Genomic DNA, 18,769 nt, shown 5'->3' with positions numbered 1-18,769 from the left:
AAGCAGCTGGGGCTGTGCGATTACAGCCCCAGCGCGCGCCAGCAATACACGGCCAGTGCCGCCGCCCACGCCAGCAAGATCGCCAACCCCGGCAGCAACAGCCATTTTGCTGCCGTCTCTTCCCACTCCACATACGGCTTGCCGCCGCGCGCCAGGGTCAGCAATGCCTGTCCACCGTTCAAGCCGGCAAACGGCAGCAGGTTGAAGGCGCACAGTTTCAATGAGAACAGGGCGAATACCAGCGCAAAGCCGTGCGTGCGGGCAAACGTTTCCCCTTCACCCAGCAGTTCCTGCGCCGTCGACAACGGCGCCAGCGCGCCATGGAAGATTTGCCCGAAGGCGGCGACAAAGCGTTCCCAGCCCGAGGCGCCCATGATGCCCAGCGACAAGGCCAGCAAGACGACCACGCCGCTCAGCGGCAACACGAACTGCTTCCACAACGGCTGGAAGTTATAGGCGTCAAGGCAGGGGTCGTCGTCATACAGCGTTTCCTCACGCGTATCTTTCAGCACCACATTGCCGGCCAGGGGCAGCAGCTTGACCTTCATTTTTCCCAGCGTCAGCAAGGTCGGGCCCACGCCGTAGCTGATGCTGCGCACGGTGATGCCGAGCAGCATGGCGCAGGCCGCCATGACGGAAATGTGGATCAACATGAAGATGAGGAGGCACAGCAGCAGCTGGAAGGCGGGAGGCATCGGATACGGTGTTCTGGAGGAAAGAGAGCGGTATTAGAACATGTCGCAGGAAAAAGTTGCGCACACGAAAAAGCCCCGCCTGCATCGCTGCAGCCGGGGCTTCGAATGACTGGGGCAGCTTGCGCCGCCCGCTAAAGTTACAGCACGTTACAGCACTTCGCTGGCGTGGTCGGCCAGGCGCGAACGCTCGCCGCGGGCCAGGGTGACGTGGCCGCTGTGGGTCCAGCCTTTGAAGCGGTCAACCACGTAGGTCAGGCCGCTCGAGCCTTCCGTCAGGTACGGCGTGTCGATCTGCGCGATGTTGCCCAGGCACAGGATCTTCGTGCCGGGACCGGCGCGCGTGACCAGGGTCTTGACCTGTTTCGGCGTCAAGTTCTGTGCTTCATCGATGATGAGGAACTTGTTCACAAACGTGCGGCCGCGCATGAAGTTGAGCGACTTGATCTTGATGCGCGAACGGATCAGGTCTTGCGTTGCCGCACGGCCCCATTCGCCGCCATCGGAGTCGGACTTGTTCAGCACTTCCAGGTTGTCGTCGAAGGCGCCCATCCATGGCGACATTTTTTCTTCTTCCGTGCCTGGCAGGAAACCGATGTCTTCGCCGACGGGCACCGTCACGCGGGTGACGATGATTTCATTGTAGAGCTTGGTTTCCAGCACTTGCGCCAGGCCGGCGGCCAGGGCCAGCAGGGTCTTGCCGGTACCGGCCTGGCCCAGCAGGGTGACGAAGTCGCATTCCGGATTCATCAGCAAGTTCAGCGCGAAGTTCTGCTCGCGGTTGCGCGCCGTCACGCCCCACACATTGTTCTTCGTGTGGCTGAAGTCGCGCAGGGTTTGCAGCACGGCCGTCTTGCCGTTGATCTGTTTCACCTGGCCGTAGAACGGTGTTTCGCCGTTTTTCGGTTCCAGGTAGATGAACTGGTTGACCAGCAGCGATGGAATGAACGGGCCCGTCACGCGGTAGAACGTCGAGCTGTAGCCATTCTTGCTTTCCTGCCACGATTCCATGTCCTTGCCGTGCTTGTTCCAGAAGTCGTCCGGCAACTGCACGATGCCCGAGTACAGCAAGTCCGTGTCTTCCAGCACATGGTCGTTGAAGTAATCTTCGGCCGGCAAGCCCAGGGCACGCGCCTTGATGCGCATGTTGATGTCTTTCGACACCAGCACGACGGGGCGGCCATCCTGTTCCGATTCCAGCGAACGCACGACGGCGAGGATCTGGTTGTCGGCTTTGCCGACTGGCAAGCCCGCTGGCAGGTCGGCGTTTTGCAGGCGCGTCTGGAAGAACAAGCGGCCCTTGGCGTCCTTGTTGCCCAGCTTGGACAGCAAGATGCCTTGCTCGATGGCGTCGTCGTCCGTGTTGCTGATCAGGGCGTCGAGCGTGCGCGAGACCTGGCGGGCGTTGCGCGCCACTTCGGTCATGCCCTTTTTATGGTTGTCCAGTTCTTCCAGGGTCATCATCGGCAGGTACACATCGTGTTCCTCGAAGCGGAACAGCGACGATGGGTCGTGCATCAGCACGTTCGTGTCGAGCACGAACAGCTTGCGGATGCCGCGCTGGTCGGCAGCGCGGCTGGCGGACGACTTGAGCTGTACTTCGACAGCCTTGTGCTTGGCCGGATGCGGCTGCTCGGCTTGCTTGACGGATTTGATCGGCGTGACCTTGCCTTTTGCCGCAGGCTTGGCTTTCGCCGCAGGCGCGGCAACGGCGACCGGCGCGGCCGCAACCGGCGCAGGCGCCGGCTTGGCGACCATCAGGGCCGCCACTTGCTTGATCTTCGTGGCCGCATTGCGGACCGGCTTGGCAACTTCGGCGATCGCCGCTTCAATGATCGGTGCAGCCACTTTCTTGGCTGCCGGGGTTTTGGTGGCCGGGCGCGCTGCGCCTGCGGTTGGGTAATCTTGGGTGGCCAGGATGGTGGCTGGCTTGCTCGGTAATTTTGGCAGTGGCATCAGGATCTCAATCAAAAAATTTCTGGAATGAATCGCCCATGGGCAGCCAGCTTCTGGCGGCACTTCTCATGGGGTGGATGCGGGGGAACAACAATGCTACAGGACGAGAGACTGCCGGGAGGCCGGCAACATGGCTGGTCATGGACGCCATCGGCGGGCTGCAGGCCCGCCTGGCGGAGTGGGTGGAGGCGCTTCGTTGACTCAAAATGGCGATAGGTACCGTGAACTGAACTGCGGTTGAGCTAATGTCGAACCAAGCTGGCTGGATGCCGACAACGCGCATGCGATCAGAACAGATGATCAATTCAGACGCGCCACGAATTCCAGCACTTCTTCCACGTGAGTTGCGACCTTCACGCCTCTCCATTCTTTCACCAATCGGCCCTGGGCGTCAATCACAAACGTGCTGCGTTCGACGCCACGGACCGTCTTGCCATACATCTGTTTCATCTTCATGACGTTAAACAGCAGGCAAACGGCTTCGTCCGGGTCGGAAATGAGCTCGAATGGCAGTTCCAGCTTGGCTTTGAAGCTTTCGTGCGAGCGCAGGGAATCGCGGCTGATGCCGTAGATTTCCACGCCGGCGGCGACAAATTGCGCATACGCGTCACGGAAGGCGATGTTTTCAGTGGTGCAGCCGGGGGTGTTGTCCTTGGGATAGAAAAACAGCACCGTGGCCTTGGCCGGACGGCCCAGCAACTGAAAGGTCTTGCCGCTGGTCATGGCGGCACAAAAGTCGGGTATGCTAACGAGGGATTGGCTATCAGCCACAGGTTCTCTCCTGAACGGTGATCATCAGCGCTGTTTTTTTAATCTGGCAACGCATCCAGGTGCAACAATACAGCATTCAGGCCGCTTTGCCCTGCACAATCAGGCGTCCCGAACGTCCGGGCAACTCATCCCAGGTGATGGGGCAAACGGGCAAGTCCGACTCTTTTATCTTTTCATAATAATCGCCCATCGCCGCAAACTGGTAGCCCTGGGCTTTCCAGCCAGCCAGCAGTTGTTCGAAAATGGGGGCGAGTTTCTGTCCTTCAAGTTCCGCGTGCAAGGTATATACGTGGTCGCGGGGATTATCCGCCGTCAGCGACAAGATATGCGCGGCAACATTGCCGGTCGTGATCAGCTTGCCGTCGATTTCGCAGCCCAGCAACTCATCCAGGGTGGGCAGGGTGGTGGGCAATTGCACGCATTGCAGGATGGTGTTGCCGTTGCGCACGCGGTGCGGGCCTTGCGACGGCTGCGCCATGGCACCGCGCGCGTCGAGCATGGCGCGGCCATCGGAGGCAAAGCGGTAGCCGGCCGTGTCGTGTTCGACAAAGGCGCTGACATTCATTTGCCAGCCGGCCGCGCCGTGCGTGTGCGGCTTGGTGCCAAACACCTGTTCGTAGCGGTTGGCGGCCTTGCGCATCATGGTGATGGTCCAGGCGGCGTTGCGCTTGGCTACGTTGTCTTGCCACAGGGTGTGGTCCCAGGTGTGGATGCCACACTCGAAACCGGCATCGCGCACGGCGCGCAATTGCGCCGCGCATTGCTTGCCGATATCGGGGCCCGGCAGCAAAGTGCCGTACATCAATGTTTTCAAGCCGTAGTGCTCGACCACCGAGGTGCGCGACACCTTGCTGAAAAAGCCAGGCTTCAAGGCGCGCCGCAGGGCCCAGCCCGTGTGGTCGGGGCCCAGCGAGAACAGAAAGGTGGCCTTGGCCTGGTGCGCGGTCAGCATGCGCACCAGATTGCCCATGCCTTCACGGGTGCCGCGATAGGTATCGACGTCGATTTTCAGGGTCAGGAACGGCTTGCTCAACATTAATCCATCAAGGCTTTGGCTTGGGCTACCTGGCTGCGGTAGGCGTCGAAGATATTGCGCAGGGAATCGGCCATGGTGGTGCTTGGCGCCCAGCCCAGTTCTTCGCAGGTATTCGTGATTTTCGGCACGCGGTTTTGCACGTCCTGGTAGCCGGCACCGTAGTAGGCGCCCGAAGTGGTTTCCACGATTTTCACGTGTTTCGCGCCTTCGGCGTATTCAGGATACTCGGCAGCCAGGGTCAGCATCATGCCGGCCAGGTCGCGGATCGAGTAATTGTTGACCGGATTGCCAATGTTGTAGATCTTGCCGCTGGCGATGCCATTCTTGTTGGCGATGATACGCATCAGCGCATCGATGCCGTCATCGATGTAGGTGAACGCGCGTTTTTGCGCGCCGCCGTCGACCAGCGAGATGTTCTCGCCGCGCACGATATGGCCGAAGAATTGCGTCACCACCCGCGAAGAACCTTCTTTTGGCGTGTGGATCGAGTCCAGGCCGGCGCCGATCCAGTTGAAGGGACGGAACAGGGTGAAGTTCAAGCCTTCCATGCCGTAGCCCCAGATCACGCGGTCCATCAGCTGCTTGGCGTTCGAATAGATCCAGCGCGGCTTGTTGATCGGGCCGCAGATCAGTTCCGAGTTTTCCGGATCGAATTCCTCGTCGTGGCACATGCCATACACTTCCGAGGTCGACGGGAACACCAGGTGCTTGCCGTATTTGGCGGCCGAACGGACGATCGGCAGGTTGGCTTCGAAGTCCAGCTCGAACACGCGCAGCGGCTGCTTGACGTAGGTCGACGGCGTGGCGATGGCGACCAGCGGCAGGATCACATCGCATTTCTTGACGTGGTACTCGACCCATTCCTTGTTGATCGTGATGTCGCCTTCGAAGAAGTGCATGCGCGACTTGTAGTTGTCATCTTCCAGCAGTTCCGTGATGCGGTCCGTGTTCATGTCCATGCCATAGACATGCCAGTCGGTGGTTTCCAGGATGCGCTTGGACAGGTGGTGGCCGATGAAGCCGTTGACGCCTAAGATGAGGACTTTTTTCATGTGAGATTCTCTTGAGTGATATCAGTGTGTGCTGACGCGGGCGGTCAGACTTGCTTGCAATTGCTGAGCCGAAATCGGCTCCCCGGCAGCCCTCAGGGCGGAAATGGCCAGCATGCGGCCGTCTCCGCAGACGCCAAAGATGCAATTATCCACTACCGCCAAGCCCGCTGGCAAACTTCCTGCGGAACGCTTGCTCAAACGGGCGGTTTCGATGATGTAAACGATATTATTGACTTCGGTGAACGCGCCGGGATAGGGGGGGGCGACGGCCCGGTGCAGGTTGTATACCTGTTGCGCGGGTAACTTCCAGTCGATGCGGCCGTCTTCCGGCTTGCGCCCGCCAAAATAGCCGCCCTGGCGCAAATCGTTCAACTGGCGCGGCGCCGTACCGTCCAGCAAGGCCGGCAGCACAGCCCACAGCGTTTGTTCCGCCGCGACCGTGACCTTGCCGAACACTTCGAAGGCCGTGTCGTCGGGCAGGATGGGCACGGCCGTTTGCGCCACGATGGCGCCGGCGTCGGGCTTGACCGTCATTTCATGCAGGGTGGCGCCCGTCTGCGTGGCGCCATGCAGCACGGCCCAGTTGACGGGTGCGCGGCCGCGGAACTGCGGCAGCAGCGAGCCATGCATATTGTAGGCGGGTGCCACCTCCAGAATGCTGGCGGGCAGCATGTGACGGTAGTAAAAGCTGAACAGCATGTCTGGTGCCGCCGCCTGCACCTGCGCCAGCAATTCGGGCGCGCGCGCGTCCGGAGGCGTGATGTACGGGATGCCTTCGGCCTGGCACAGGCTGGCGACGGATTCGAACCACAGGTTTTCCGTGGGGCTGTCTTCGTGCGTGACGACCAGGGCGATATCGACGCCGCCAGCGAGCAGCACCTTGATGCAGCGCACGCCCACATTGTGGTAGCCGAAGACGACGGCGCGTGGGGCGCCCATCAGCGGCCCACCTGGCGCTTTTCCAGGCGCACATACGATGGCGCCTCGGCTTCCGCCTGGACCATGCCATCCTGCAAGATGGTTTGCACCACGTAGCGGGGACGGGCACGTACCTGCTGGAAGATGCGTCCCACGTATTCGCCCACCAGGCCGATGCCGAACAGGATCACGCCCATCAGGAAGAAGGCGATGGCGAACAGGGTGAACACGCCTTGTGCCTCGGCGCCCAGCAGGAAGCGGCGCACCAGCAAATAGATCACCAGCAGGGCGGAGCTGACCGACAGCAGCATGCCCAGCATGGAAAAAATTTGCAGGGGAATCAGCGAAAAGCCCGTGACCAGGTCGAAATTCAGGCGGATCAGGCTGTACAGCGAGTATTTCGACTCGCCGGCAGCCCGTTCCTCGTGCTCGACGATGATTTCCGTGGGCTTGCGGGCAAACGTGTAGGCCAGGGCGGGCACGAAGGTGTTGACTTCGGCGCACTGGTTGACCAGGTCGATCACATTGCGGCCATACGCGCGCAGCATGTTGCCCTGGTCGGTAATTTTGATATTCGTGATCTTTTCACGCAGGCGGTTCATCATTTTCGACGCCAGGGTGCGCCAGGCGGAATCTTGCCGCTTGCGCCGGATCGAGCCCACGTAATCGTAGCCTTCGCGCATCTTTGCCACCAGGTTGCCGATTTCCTCGGGCGGGTTCTGCAGGTCGGCGTCGAGCGTGATCATGATTTGCCCGCGCGAGGCTTCAAAACCGGCCAGGATGGCCATGTGCTGGCCGTAATTGCCGTTGAACAGGACGACGCGCGTGACGTCCGGGCGCTGGCGGAACTGTTCCGCCAGGATCGCCACCGAATTGTCGCGGCTGCCATCGTTGATGAAGATGATCTCGTAGCTCGTCTGCAAGGCGTCCAGCGCGGGATACAGGCGCGCGAACAGGCTGGCCAGGCCATCCTGCTCGTTGTAGATCGGAATGATAATGGACAGTTCAGGTTTCATCGGCGCGCTGCTCACTTGATGAGAATGGATTTGACGGTGGCGACGGCGCGTTCCACGTCCTGTGTCGTCATGGCGTAGAACATCGGCAAGGTCACGGTCAGGCGGCCGATCTTTTCCGAGACGGGGAACATGCCCTCGGTAAAGCCGCGTTCGCGGTACATGGTAAACAAGTGGATCGGTGCGTAATGATAGCCCGTTCCCACGTTTTGCTGCGCCATTTGCTGCATGAACGCGGCGCGCGTGCCGGGGCCATTGTCGGGCAGGATGATCTGGAACAAATGCCAGTTGCTGTTTTCAAAGTCCTGCACGGGCAGCTGGGCGCCGCTCTGCGCTTCGAAGTCGCTGCCGAATTGCTCAAAGTAATGGCGTGCCAGCGCGCGGCGGTGGGCCGTGATGGCCTCAATATTGGCGAACTGGCCCAGGCCGATGGCGGCCATGATGTCGCTCATGTTGTATTTGCCGCCCAGCACATCGACGTCGATGCCGTCGACGCCGCTGCGCGTGACGCCCTGCAGCCGGTATTTTTCGGCCAGCCTGGCTTCTTCCAGGTTGTTGAGGACGAGGCAGCCGCCTTCGCCCGTGGTGATGTTCTTGTTGGCCTGGAAGCTGAACGAGACGAAGTCGCCAAACGCGCCGATGCGCTTGCCTTTCCAGGTGGAGCCGAACGCTTGCGCCGCGTCTTCCACGACGCGCAAATTGTACTTTTCAGCAATCGCGTACAGGCGGTCCATGTCGACAGGCAGGCCCGACAGGTAGACGGGGATGATGGCGCGGGTGCGTGGCGTGATGGCCGCTTCCAGTTTGTCGAGGTCGATATTCCGGGTGACCGGGTCGATATCGGCAAACACGGGCGTGGCGCCCACTTCGATGATGACGTTGGCCGTCGCTACCCACGACACGGGCGTCGTGATGACTTCGTCGCCGGGGCCGATGCCGGCGATGCGCAGCGCGATTTCCATGGTGCAGGTACCAGAATTGAAGGTGCGCACGGGGCGTCCGCCGAAATACTCGGACAGCTGGGCTTCGAAGGCCTGTACTTTCGGGCCGCTGGTGATCCAGCCCGAGCGCAGCACCTCGCCGACGGCGGCGATGGTCGCTTCATCGATGGTGGGTTTGGAAAAAGGCAAAAAGGGCAGGGTAGAGGTCATGGGCGCGGTTCTTGGGTCTGTATTCTGTCAGGGTATCGGCGTCGCCGAGGCTGCCAGTGCGGTCAAAGGCCGCCGGCAGGCATGGCTATTTTATCTTGTCAGTATGGCGGCATCGCCGGTTCAGCGGTGAAAAATCCTGCTGATGCGGGGGCAGGGCCAGCCGGGGTGCGATGCATGCCGCCTCGCACCCTTTTAAGCATTTATTTATTGGCAACGACCATGCGGCGTGCATCTTCGGCAATGACACGCATGGGCACGCCACGTTGTTGCAATTCCTTGTAACGGTTCAGGCTGATAATGGCCATGTCGTGCACGCCGGCGTTGGCATCGTTCGTCCACCGCGTGATGAAAGGCTCGATGGTCGGAATGGACAGTTCCGGCTGCTGTTTCAGGCCAAACGTGAACTCATCCCAGTAATCGACGAGGATCACGGGCCGCTGCAGATAATACGTCAGCGACTGTTCGTAGATGCCGACCGAATAGAGCTTGGTATCGGCCGTCAGTTCGGCCTGGATCTGTGGCAGCATGTCGGTGCCCGCGCGGTTCTGGCCATACAGTTCGGAGCCGGCCAGGATGCAGTGCGTGGCCAGGAAGCCGGCGCCGGCAATCGTCAGCACGGTCATGTCGCGGCGCAGCTGGCGCGCATGCAGCAAGGCCAGGGCGCCGCCTGCCAGGGCGAAGAAGCCGGCAGCCATCAGCCATGGCTGGTAACCCTTGAGCGCGATCAGGGCTTCCGCGTCGCGCGCGCTGGCCTTGCTGAAGGCGATCGGTCCGCCGATCAGGATGGCCGCGCCCAGCACGCACAGCAGGCCGGCGGCCAGCATGCGCTGGCGGCGCGACGCCGACTCCAGGAATAGCGCAATCAGCAGCGCCAGAGCGGGGAAGATGGGCACGATGTAGCCGGGTAGCTTCGAGGTCGAGTAGCTGAAGAAGAAAGTGATGAACAGGGCCCAGATCAGCAGCATCAAACGGGGCTGGAAGGTGCCTTCCTGGCGCTTGAAGGCGGCAGCCAGGCTTTGCGGCAGCACGCCTATCCATGGCAGGATGCCGGGAATGAGCAGGACCAGGAAGTAGTACCAGGCGCCTTCGCGCTTGTGCCCCTTCATCAGGAAACGCTGGAAATGCTCGTGGATGAAGAAGAAATGCGGTTGCTCCGGATTGCGCAGGGCCACCAGCACGAACCATGGCGTGGCGATGGCGAAAAACACCAGCAAGCCCTTGACCAGATGCAAGCGGGTCCAGATGCGCCAGTCGCGCGCGCACAGCGAATACAGCACCAGCACGGCGCCCGGCAGCACGATGCCGATCAGCCCCTTGGCCAGCACGGCCAGCGCCATACCTGCCCAGCACAGCAGCATCCAGTTGCGCCGCTCGGCGGGGGCGGCCTCGTCGCGCTGGGCAACCAGCAGGCTGGTCAGCACGATGCTCATCATGCCCGACAGGCCCATGTCCAGCGAATTGATCTGGCCGGAAGCGAGCCAGAACAGGCTCGACGCCAGCACCAGGCCGGCATACAAGCCCACGCGCGGACCAAAGACTTTCTTGCCGGCATAGGCCGTCATGCACACGCCGATGATGCCGCACAGGCCCGTCCACAGGCGCGCCTGCCATTCGCCCAGGCCGAAGGCGGCGAAGCTGAGTGCATTCATCCACGTTTGCAGGGGCGGCTTTTCAAAATACTTGATGCCGTTCAGGCGCGTGGTGATCCAGTCGCCCGTGACGAACATTTCGCGCGCCATCTCGGCGTAGCGGCCCTCGTCGGGCGGCACCAGGGTACGCACGCCCAGCGCATACAGGGTGACAACGATGAAGATGCCCAGCAGGGACCACATCAGCAGCCGCGAGCTGTGCAGTTCGTTGACGTTGATTTTCATGTGGCGCTGCCTGCACCGGGAGCCAGGATCAGGGCCAGGGTGACTTTGCGGCCTTCGCCCATCAGGATGTTGTAGGTGCGGCAGGCTGCCTGGCTATCCATGCACTCGACGCCGATGCGGCGCATGGTCAGCGCGGCCGTCAGCTTCGGATGCACGAAACGCTGGCGCTCGCCCGTGCCGAGGATGACCACGTCGGGCGCGTCGGCGAGGATTTGCGCGAAATGCGCCTCGGTCAATTCTTCGAAACTGTCGACTTCCCACGCGCGTGGCGGCATTTCCGGCATGACGATCAGGCTGTAGTTGTACGGCTGAGCATTGATCTCCACGCCATTTTCATCGTAGCCTGTGACGGTTTGGTATTGTTGGGTGCTGCTGGCATGCAGTTTCATGGCGATGTCGGGGCTGTTCGTGTCGGTTGATCGGTGCGCGCGCTGTCCGGATGCGCGCTGCGGCCAAGGGCGTAAGCATGCCATAAATGACAGAAAAGAGCGACTGAAAAGCAACATCCTTTCCAATTTGCAATCTATGGACAATTTTTTGGCGCAACAGTGGCTGGCGGTGCTTGCCATAGTAGTAGGCGAAGATTAAGAGAAGATGAAGAGCGTCCGCTGGGAAAAGCACGCGCGTGCCGGGCAGCGTGGCATAAACGGCGAGAAATGCTGCAATTTGCCATGTTTAATTTGATAAAATGGCCTGCTTTCGGCGAGAATGGTTGTTTTCGCATTGCAGTCTCACGGGTTCACAGTTCTGGCGCGGCTTTCATGCTGCAAGCGTAGGCCGGCCGCGCCGCATCACGACAGGGATTTATTTTGCGACCGATTCAGAAATCGAATAAATTGGCGGACGTCTGCTACGACATCCGCGGCCCGGTCCTGGAAAAATCCAGGCAAATGGAAGAAGAAGGCCACAAGATCACCAAGCTCAATATCGGCAATCTGGCCGTGTTCGGCTTCGATCCGCCCGATGAAATCGTGCGCGACATGATGCTCAATCTGCAGAATGCGGCCGGCTATACGGATTCGAAAGGCATGTTCGCGCCACGCAAGGCCGTCATGCATTACACGCAGGGCAAGAATATCGCCGGCGTGACCATCGATGACATTTACCTGGGCAATGGCGCTTCCGAACTGATCGTCATGTCGATGAACGCCCTGCTCAACAGCGGTGACGAAGTGCTGGTGCCGGCGCCCGACTACCCGCTGTGGACGGCCGCCGTCAGCCTGTCGGGTGGCAATCCCGTGCATTATGTGTGCGACGAGCAGAACGAGTGGTATCCCGACATCGAGGACATGCGCCGCAAGATCACGCCGCAAACCAAGGCTATCGTCGTCATCAACCCGAACAATCCCACCGGCGCGCTGTACCCGGTTTCCGTGCTGCAGCAGATCGTCGACCTGGCGCGCCAGCACCAATTGATCATTTTCGCCGACGAGATCTACGACAAGGTGCTGTACGACGAAGCCGAGCACGTGTCGATCGCCTCGCTGGCCGACGACGTGCTGTTCATCACGATGAACGGCTTGTCGAAGAATTACCGCTCCTGCGGCTACCGTTCCGGCTGGATGGTGGTTTCGGGCGAAAAGCGCCACGCAAAAGATTACATCGAGGGCCTCAACATGCTGGCCTCGATGCGGCTATGCGCCAACGCGCCGGGGCAATTCGCCATCCAGACGGCGCTTGGCGGCTACCAGAGCATACAAGACCTGGTGGGGCCCGGCGGGCGCCTGTTGAAACAGCGCGACCTGGCGCACAAGCTGCTGACCGATATCCCGGGCGTCACCTGTGTCAAGCCGAAGGCCGCGCTGTACATGTTCCCGCGCCTGGACCCGGAGATCTATCCGATCGCCGACGACCAGCAGTTTGCCTATGAATTACTGGCCGAGGCGAAGGTCCTGATCGTGCAGGGCACCGGTTTCAACTGGATCGCGCCCGACCATTTTCGCGTCGTCTTCCTGCCCAACTCCGATGACCTGACCGAGGCCATGGGGCGCATCGCGCGCTTCCTCGAAGGTTACCGCAAGCGTCACGGCAAGGGCTGAAGCAGCCAGCAGCAGCAATCTCGATCAACCTGGCGCCGCCCAAAGGGGGCGCCACTTATGAGCAGTCAAGCACAACTATGAAATCCATCAAGATCGGCCTGCTGGGCCTGGGCAATGTCGGTTACGGCACGTTCAGCGTCCTGAAACGCAACCAGGAAGAAATCAAGCGCCGCGCGGGCCGCGGCATTGAAGTCGTCGCCGTCGCCGTGCGCGACGTGGCGCGCGCCGAAGCGCTGGTCGCCGGCGCCTGCAAGGTCGTCAATGACCCGATGCTCATCGTCAACGATCCCGAGATCGACATCGTCGTCGAACTGATCGGCGGCTACGACCTGTCGAAAACCCTGGTGCTGCAGGCGATTGCCAACGGCAAGCACGTGGTGACGGCCAACAAGGCCCTGCTGGCCGTGCATGGCAACGAAATCTTTGCCGCCGCCCAGGACAAGGGCGTGATGGTGGCCTTCGAAGCGGCCGTCGCCGGCGGCATCCCCATCATCAAGGCGTTGCGCGAAGGCTTGACGGCGAACCGCATCGAATGGATCGCCGGCATCATCAACGGCACCACCAATTTCATCCTGTCCGAGATGCGCGACAAGGGCCTCGATTTTGCCACCGTGCTGAAACAGGCGCAGGAACTCGGTTACGCGGAAGCCGATCCCACCTTCGACATCGAGGGCGTCGATGCCGCACACAAGGCCACCATCATGTCGGCCATCGCCTTCGGCATCCCGGTGCAGTTCGACAAGGCCTACGTGGAAGGCATCAGCAACCTTAACGCCGTCGACATCCGCTACGCCGAGCAGCTGGGCTACCGTATCAAGCTGCTGGGCATCACCAAGCGCGCCACCGTCAATGGCGTGGAAGGCATCGAGCTGCGCGTGCATCCGACCCTGATCCCGGCCAAGCGCCTGATCGCCAACGTGGAAGGCGCCATGAATGCGGTGCTGGTGCATGGCGACGCCGTCGGCGCCAGCCTGTACTCGGGCCGCGGCGCGGGCGCCGAGCCGACCGCCTCGTCGGTGATCGCCGACCTGGTCGACATCACGCGCCTGGCCACGGCCGACCCGGAACACCGCGTGCCGCACCTGGCGTTCCAGCCGAACGCGATGACCAACATCGACATCCTGCCGATGTCGGAAATCACCACCAGCTACTACCTGCGCATGCACGTGGCCGACCAGCCGGGCGTGCTGGCCGACCTGACGCGCATCCTGGCCGAACGCGGCATCTCGATCGACGCCATGCTGCAGAAGGAGCCGGCCGAGGGCGAGACGCATACGGACATCATCATGCTGACGCACCAGACGCAGGAAAAGAACGTCACGGCCGCCATCGAAAAGATGGAAGCGTTGAATAGCGTGGTGGGCACGGTCACCAAGATCCGCCTGGAAAACCTCAGCTGATCGTTTCAGCGATCCACGCAAAACGGCGCCCGCGGGCGCCGTTTTTCGTTTGTGATGTAGGTCGGATTAGTGCGGCAAGGCCGCACGTAATCCGACAACATTGTTGGCGTGGCCGATGGTGCTGTGGGATGACGGTCCTTCGGACCTGATTCGACCTACGCTGCGGTACCGACGGGACCGACATCCATGCCGTCATAGCTGGCCAGCTGGTTTTCCTGGGCAAATACCATCAGTTCGCCATTGCGCGCGTGCAGGCTGTCGACGCTGTGCACCTCCGCTTGTTCCACGTGCAGCACCCACACGGGCGCGGCGGCCGGGTCGTCCAGTTCGGGCTGGTACAGTTCCACGGGGCGGTAGCCCTGCAGCGCCAGCAGGGTGGCGGCCTGCTCCAGCGGTTCGGAAGTGGGGTTGGTGAAGTAATAGCCCCACAGCAGCGGCTGGGATAAATCCCACGGCGCGTTCTCGGCGATATTGGCAAACAGTTCGCTTACATCTTCTTTGGTCATCATGGCGGGGCCTTCATTAAAATCTCAGGGCGCGATCTTAGCATCCATGCCGCCTGCACGCCATTCGCCCATAAAAAAACCGGCGGTATAGCCGGTTTTTTTTATCAGCCGTTAACAACGGCTTGATTCTGATGCGCGCGAGCGTGAATTAAAACTTGTAACGCAGGCCGATCGACAGCAGGTCGGCTTTCACTTTCATGCCATCTTGGCTCAGCGTTTTACCGAAGTTTTCATATTCAGCAACGGCCGACAGGTTTTTATTGATGTTATAAGCAGCGCCGACGCCAAACATGGCGGCGGTTTTGTTTTTCGAACCACTGGCGTTGAAGCCGATCAGGTTCAATTTGACTTCGGTACGGTTTTGCGTAACGCCAGCTTTTGCAAACAGCGAGAATTCAGCGTTCAGTGGCAGCGTAGCCGTGGCTGCTGCGTAGAAAGCGCTCGATTCCACGCTCAGCGATTCCTTGCCTTCGCTTTCTTTCAGTTTGCCGAAATTGACGTAGCCGGCTTCTGCGCCGAAGTTAGGCGTGAAATCGTAGCCAGCGTACACTTTAAAGCCGGTTTTGTTTTTTTTGCCCGAAACTTCGTCGCCCGACAATTTCAATTCCGAACGGCCGACATTCGCGCCGACATAAATGTTTTCAGCTTGTGCAAACAAAGGGAATGCCAGGGCGGCGCCGACGACTACTGCAAACAATTGCTTTTTCATATTAATCCTAGATAATTAATGCGGAGAGACTGTCTCGCCGCTTAATGGGAGCCGAATTGTATAGGGATGAATATGTTTGTGTAAGGCAATTATCTTAAAAATATTAGAAATAAAGCATCCGTTGTTTTTAGGCAACAGATAATATGGAATGCATATTGGCACCAGCCGTCATGCTTCGGCGTTGAAATGCACGCTGACCTTCAACCCATGTCCATTGGCGGCCGTCGCCAGTTCCAGACTGGCGCCATGCAGGGCAGCGATGTCGCGCACGATGGCCAGGCCCAACCCGGCGCCGCCAGGGTTGCTCTCGAGTGCCGCGCCCACCCGGTAAAATGGCGTAAATACCCGTTCGCGTTCGGCGGGCGCGATGCCGGCGCCGCTGTCTTCCACCTCCAGCACGGCGCCGTGTCCGTTCCCTGCCTGCGCCGCGCGCACGCGCAGGATCACGCTGCCGCCCTGCGGCGTGTAGCGCAGGGCATTGTCGACCAGGTTGGCCAGCAGTTCGTGCAGCAGCACGGCCTGACCATGTACGGGCGCGTCGTCGGGCGCTTCCAGCGATAAATCGATATTCTTGCCGACGGCGGCCATGGCCATTTCCAGCCCTACCTGCTGCGCCACGTCACGCAGCGGGACGGTATGCATGGCCAGGCTGTCGCCGCCATGCTCGATGCGCGCCAGGGTCAGCAGGCGGTTGGCCAGCAGCACGGTCGAATCGGTGGTGGCGGCGATCGAGCGCACGACGTCGCGCAGGGCAGCCATGTCGGACGGCGTGCCGGCCTGGCGGTCGCATTCGCGCATGGCCAGTTCGGCCTGGGTTTTCAGCACCGTCAACGGCGTGCGCAGCTGGTGCGAGGCATCGGCGATGAAACGGCGCTGGCTGGCGATCAGTTGCTGCAGGCGCGACATGGAGCCGTTCATGGCGCTCACCAGCGGGCGCATTTCCTTGTGCACCAGCGCGGGATCGACGTCGGACAGGTCGGACAGGGCGCGCGTCTCGACTTCCGTTTTCAAGCGCATCAGCGGCCGCAGCACCAGGCGCACGGCAAACCAGACGAGCGCGCCCATCACCAGTATCATCGCCGCCTGCCAGCTCAGGGTATCGAACAGGATCTGGTTCGACAGGCCGCGCCGCGCATCGAGCGTTTCAGCCACCTGTATCAGGGCAATGCCGCGCATCGAGTCGTCATACACGGGTTGCAGCAGGGCGGCGATGCGGATCGGCTTGCCGTGGTAGTCGGCGTGGTAGAAGCGCACCAGGGCCGGGTAGTTCTGCGAGCGGGGCACGTTTTTCGGCACGGGCGGCAAGTCGCCATAGCCCGAGACCAGTTCGCCGTTGATGCCCGTGACCTTGTAGTAGATGCGGCCCAGGGTGTCGGTCTCGAAGCTGTCGAGCGCCACGTAAGGCACTTCGGCCACCACCTTGCCGCCGACGATGGAGACGCGCTCGGCCAGCGCCCGCGTCGACGCCAGCAAGGAGCGGTCGTAGGCCATGTCGGCCGCGTCGAGCGCATTGCGGTAAACAAAAAAAGCGTCGAGCAGCACCAGCATCACCAGCGGGATGAGCAGCCAGCGCAGCAGTTGGCTGCGCAGGCTGCCCAACGGCCGGCCCTGCGTCCAGCGCCGGCGCAAGCGCTCGAACAGGGGCAGGCGTGGGGCGTACGCCTTCATTTTGGCGTGGCCGGCGCCATGGCGCTGCGCGGCTGCAGCAGGTAGCCGATGCCGCGCAAGGTGGTGATGACGGCGCCGTCGGGCGAACCGGCTTCCACGCCGTTTTCAAGTTTTTTACGTACCCTGTGGATGTACAGTTCGATGGCGTCCAGATTGACGTCGTCGGCCAGCGCGAAGACTTCGTCGAACAGCTTTTCCTTTGATACGGCGCGCCCGGAGCGCGTGATCAGCGCCTCGAGCACCGCGTGTTCGCGCGGCGTCAGGGGAAAAGGGGCGCCGGCATAGCTGAACATGCGCGTGACGGTGTCGAAACTGAGCGCGCCGCAGGTGTGCACCAGCGCCTCGTTGCCCTGGCTGCGGCGCAGCAGGGCTTTTACGCGCGCTTCCAGTTCGGCCAGCTCGAACGGCTTGGCCATGTAGTCGTCGGCGCCCAGGTTCAGGCCCTGTACCTTGTCATCGAGGCCGCCGCGCGCCGTGAGTATCATGACGGGAGTCTTGCCACGCGTGCCGCCACGCGCGCGCAGGCGGCGCAGCACGTCCAGGCCGTCCATCTTCGGCAGGGTCAGGTCGAGCAGCACCAGTGAGTATTCCTGCGTGTGCAGCAGGGCGTCGGCATCGGCGCCGTTGTGGGCGGTCTCCACTGTCAGGTGCGCGTCGCGCAGGGCCTTTGCCAGCCAGTGCGACAGCTCCAGATGGTCTTCCACTAATAATATGCGCATGGTCTCCGCCATTCGTTGAAATGATGCAGTGTAAGCCTGGTGGCAGGGGCGGCGATGAATATGTTGATGTCCGTTGTGGCTGGCCGGCGACACCTGTCATGCTGAAAGCCAATTGAAAGGATGGCGCTCATATAGTGTGATCCTGATTCATGAAATGGATCAGGCATATCACCAATAACTATATCTGAGGGAGACACTTTACATGAACAAAACTGCATTCTCGCTGGCCGCCATGGCGGTGCTCGCCGCTGCCGGTAGTGCCCACGCCCAGTCGAACGTCACCCTGTACGGCCGCCTGGACGCCGGCATCAGCAATACCAGCAACGCCGGTCCGAACAAAAGCTCGATGACGCAAGTGAGCTCCGGCGGCATGAACACCTCGCGCTGGGGCATCCTGGGTAGTGAAGACCTGGGTGGCGGCCTGAAAGCCGTGTTCAATCTGGAAGGCGGCATCCTGGTCGACACGGGCGCGGCCGATGGCGCGCTGTTCAAGCGCCAGGCCAATGTGGGCCTGGAAGGCGCTTTTGGCCGCGTCGTGCTGGGACGCTCGTTCACCACCGTGTATGACTTCGTGCTGCCGTTCGATCCGATGGCCTATGCGCCGTTCTACTCGTGGGCCACCTCGGCCAACGCGACGGGTCCGAGCAAATACGGCATGACGACGGCCTTCGACAACATGGTCAAGTACTCGGGCAAGACGGGCGACTTCAGCTACGGTGCATCGTACGGCTTCGGCGAACAGTCGACGGGCAACTCGGACAGCGCCAAGCTGTCGACGGCCGTCACCTACAAAGCCGGTCCTGTCAGCCTGCTGGCAACGTATGAGCGGGTGAACGGCAATGCCATCGCCGGCGGCGCGCGCGACAAGAACGTCGTGTACCACCTGGGCGCCATGTACGACGACGGCCCGTGGAAAGTACAGGCGGCGGCGCGCGACTACAAGCTCGACCCGGCGGCAGCTGGCAAGCCTGATGTGCGCGGCACCCTGTACTGGGGCGGCGTCAGCTACAAGACCACGCCGGTCATCACCCTGACGGGCGTGATCTACTACCAGGACGTGAAAAACGTGGCCGCCAACCTCGATGCCGATCCGATCATGTACGTGGCGCGCGTGCGCTATGCCCTGTCCAAGCGTACGGACCTGTATGTGGCCGGCGCGTATGCCAAGGCCAAGCACAACCAGCTGGTCAGCCTGTCGCGCGACGATGCCGGTTTCGGCGACACGCAGCGCGGCCTGATCGCCGGCATCCAGCACCGCTTCTAAG

General features: G+C 61.3%; 17 protein-coding genes. 3 read left to right on the top strand and 14 right to left on the bottom strand.

Translation table 11 applies throughout. The annotated features are described in order from the left end of the window. Positions 1-20: 20 nt before the first annotated feature. The 10 genes from O0882_RS02290 to O0882_RS02245 form a co-directional block, all read right to left on the bottom strand. Positions 21-695, bottom strand: coding sequence for a site-2 protease family protein (locus tag O0882_RS02290; protein WP_289945032.1), 675 nt, complete (start codon positions 693-695; stop codon positions 21-23). Between the two features lie 147 nt (positions 696-842). Beyond that, positions 843-2,648, bottom strand: a complete 1,806-nt coding sequence (locus tag O0882_RS02285; RefSeq protein ID WP_289945030.1) for a PhoH family protein — start codon at positions 2,646-2,648, stop codon at positions 843-845. Between the two features lie 300 nt (positions 2,649-2,948). Next, complete coding sequence (locus O0882_RS02280; RefSeq protein WP_289945028.1) at positions 2,949-3,419, bottom strand: peroxiredoxin; 471 nt, start codon at positions 3,417-3,419, stop codon at positions 2,949-2,951. Between the two features lie 76 nt (positions 3,420-3,495). Continuing rightward, entirely contained in the window at positions 3,496-4,455 is a 960-nt protein-coding gene (locus O0882_RS02275) for a polysaccharide deacetylase family protein (RefSeq protein ID WP_289945026.1), read from the bottom strand. After that, positions 4,455-5,507 carry a bifunctional UDP-4-keto-pentose/UDP-xylose synthase gene (locus tag O0882_RS02270; protein ID WP_282406514.1) on the bottom strand — a complete coding sequence of 351 codons (1,053 nt, stop codon included), beginning with the start codon at positions 5,505-5,507 and terminating at the stop codon, positions 4,455-4,457. The genes O0882_RS02275 and O0882_RS02270 overlap by 1 nt, the downstream gene beginning before the upstream one ends. 21 nt (positions 5,508-5,528) lie before the next feature. Beyond that, the gene (locus O0882_RS02265; RefSeq protein ID WP_289945021.1) at positions 5,529-6,446 is read right to left on the bottom strand and encodes a formyltransferase; all 918 of its coding nucleotides are present in this window, start codon (positions 6,444-6,446) and stop codon (positions 5,529-5,531) included. Beyond that, positions 6,446-7,441, bottom strand: coding sequence for a glycosyltransferase (locus O0882_RS02260; RefSeq protein ID WP_289945020.1), 996 nt, complete (start codon positions 7,439-7,441; stop codon positions 6,446-6,448). Before O0882_RS02260 ends, O0882_RS02265 begins: the two co-directional genes overlap by 1 nt. 11 nt (positions 7,442-7,452) lie before the next feature. Then, on the bottom strand, positions 7,453-8,589 hold the full coding sequence (locus O0882_RS02255; protein ID WP_289945019.1) for a DegT/DnrJ/EryC1/StrS aminotransferase family protein: 1,137 nt from the start codon (positions 8,587-8,589) through the stop codon (positions 7,453-7,455). Positions 8,590-8,789: 200 nt separating this feature from the next. Continuing rightward, positions 8,790-10,463 (bottom strand): glycosyltransferase family 39 protein, encoded by a 1,674-nt coding sequence (locus tag O0882_RS02250; RefSeq protein WP_289945018.1) that lies wholly within the window; start codon positions 10,461-10,463, stop codon positions 8,790-8,792. Further along, entirely contained in the window at positions 10,460-10,852 is a 393-nt protein-coding gene (locus tag O0882_RS02245; protein ID WP_289945016.1) for an Mth938-like domain-containing protein, read from the bottom strand. The genes O0882_RS02250 and O0882_RS02245 overlap by 4 nt, the downstream gene beginning before the upstream one ends. Positions 10,853-11,272: 420 nt before the next feature. Here O0882_RS02245 and O0882_RS02240 point away from each other — a divergent pair, with 420 nt between their 5' ends. Together O0882_RS02240 and O0882_RS02235 are read left to right on the top strand one after the other, a co-directional pair. Next, a complete protein-coding gene (locus O0882_RS02240; protein WP_289945013.1) occupies positions 11,273-12,502 on the top strand; it encodes a pyridoxal phosphate-dependent aminotransferase in 1,230 nt (409 codons plus the stop codon). Between the two features lie 77 nt (positions 12,503-12,579). Next, complete coding sequence (locus O0882_RS02235; RefSeq protein WP_071076140.1) at positions 12,580-13,902, top strand: homoserine dehydrogenase; 1,323 nt, start codon at positions 12,580-12,582, stop codon at positions 13,900-13,902. Positions 13,903-14,057: 155 nt separating this feature from the next. Here O0882_RS02235 and O0882_RS02230 read toward each other — a convergent pair whose 3' ends face one another. The 4 genes from O0882_RS02230 to O0882_RS02215 form a co-directional block, all read right to left on the bottom strand. After that, positions 14,058-14,411: a ribonuclease E inhibitor RraB gene (locus O0882_RS02230; protein ID WP_289945008.1), complete on the bottom strand. Its 354-nt coding sequence runs from the start codon at positions 14,409-14,411 to the stop codon at positions 14,058-14,060. A gap of 145 nt (positions 14,412-14,556) precedes the next feature. Then, the gene (locus O0882_RS02225) at positions 14,557-15,117 is read right to left on the bottom strand and encodes an outer membrane beta-barrel protein (RefSeq protein ID WP_289945006.1); all 561 of its coding nucleotides are present in this window, start codon (positions 15,115-15,117) and stop codon (positions 14,557-14,559) included. A 168-nt stretch (positions 15,118-15,285) separates the two neighbouring features. Then, positions 15,286-16,785: a sensor histidine kinase gene (locus tag O0882_RS02220; RefSeq protein ID WP_289945004.1), complete on the bottom strand. Its 1,500-nt coding sequence runs from the start codon at positions 16,783-16,785 to the stop codon at positions 15,286-15,288. Beyond that, positions 16,782-17,504, bottom strand: coding sequence for a response regulator (locus O0882_RS02215; protein WP_096238615.1), 723 nt, complete (start codon positions 17,502-17,504; stop codon positions 16,782-16,784). The genes O0882_RS02220 and O0882_RS02215 overlap by 4 nt, the downstream gene beginning before the upstream one ends. A gap of 202 nt (positions 17,505-17,706) precedes the next feature. On the opposite strand from O0882_RS02215, the gene O0882_RS02210 reads away from it, so the two are divergent. Next, positions 17,707-18,768, top strand: a complete 1,062-nt coding sequence (locus O0882_RS02210) for a porin (RefSeq protein ID WP_289944995.1) — start codon at positions 17,707-17,709, stop codon at positions 18,766-18,768. Position 18,769: the final 1 nt, after the last annotated feature.

The organism is Janthinobacterium sp. SUN073 (genome assembly GCF_030397665.1).
Taxonomy (GTDB): domain Bacteria; phylum Pseudomonadota; class Gammaproteobacteria; order Burkholderiales; family Burkholderiaceae_D; genus Janthinobacterium.
Note: the sequence above shows the minus strand (reverse complement) of the source record. Positions and strands in the feature narration are given on the sequence as shown.

Bases quoted from the DNA above. Each gene is read 5' to 3' on its own strand.
- O0882_RS02290 (WP_289945032.1), bottom strand. From the start codon at position 695: ATGCCTCCCGCCTTCCAGCTGCTGCTGTGCCTCCTCATCTTCATGTTG.
- O0882_RS02285 (WP_289945030.1), bottom strand. From the start codon at position 2,648: ATGCCACTGCCAAAATTACCGAGCAAGCCAGCCACCATCCTGGCCACC.
- O0882_RS02275 (WP_289945026.1), bottom strand. From the start codon at position 4,455: ATGTTGAGCAAGCCGTTCCTGACCCTGAAAATCGACGTCGATACCTAT.
- O0882_RS02270 (WP_282406514.1), bottom strand. From the start codon at position 5,507: ATGAAAAAAGTCCTCATCTTAGGCGTCAACGGCTTCATCGGCCACCAC.
- O0882_RS02265 (WP_289945021.1), bottom strand. From the start codon at position 6,446: ATGGGCGCCCCACGCGCCGTCGTCTTCGGCTACCACAATGTGGGCGTG.
- O0882_RS02260 (WP_289945020.1), bottom strand. From the start codon at position 7,441: ATGAAACCTGAACTGTCCATTATCATTCCGATCTACAACGAGCAGGAT.
- O0882_RS02255 (WP_289945019.1), bottom strand. From the start codon at position 8,589: ATGACCTCTACCCTGCCCTTTTTGCCTTTTTCCAAACCCACCATCGAT.
- O0882_RS02250 (WP_289945018.1), bottom strand. From the start codon at position 10,463: ATGAAAATCAACGTCAACGAACTGCACAGCTCGCGGCTGCTGATGTGG.
- O0882_RS02245 (WP_289945016.1), bottom strand. From the start codon at position 10,852: ATGAAACTGCATGCCAGCAGCACCCAACAATACCAAACCGTCACAGGC.
- O0882_RS02235 (WP_071076140.1), top strand. From the start codon at position 12,580: ATGAAATCCATCAAGATCGGCCTGCTGGGCCTGGGCAATGTCGGTTAC.
- O0882_RS02230 (WP_289945008.1), bottom strand. From the start codon at position 14,411: ATGATGACCAAAGAAGATGTAAGCGAACTGTTTGCCAATATCGCCGAG.
- O0882_RS02225 (WP_289945006.1), bottom strand. From the start codon at position 15,117: ATGAAAAAGCAATTGTTTGCAGTAGTCGTCGGCGCCGCCCTGGCATTC.
- O0882_RS02220 (WP_289945004.1), bottom strand. From the start codon at position 16,785: ATGAAGGCGTACGCCCCACGCCTGCCCCTGTTCGAGCGCTTGCGCCGG.
- O0882_RS02215 (WP_096238615.1), bottom strand. From the start codon at position 17,504: ATGCGCATATTATTAGTGGAAGACCATCTGGAGCTGTCGCACTGGCTG.
- O0882_RS02210 (WP_289944995.1), top strand. From the start codon at position 17,707: ATGAACAAAACTGCATTCTCGCTGGCCGCCATGGCGGTGCTCGCCGCT.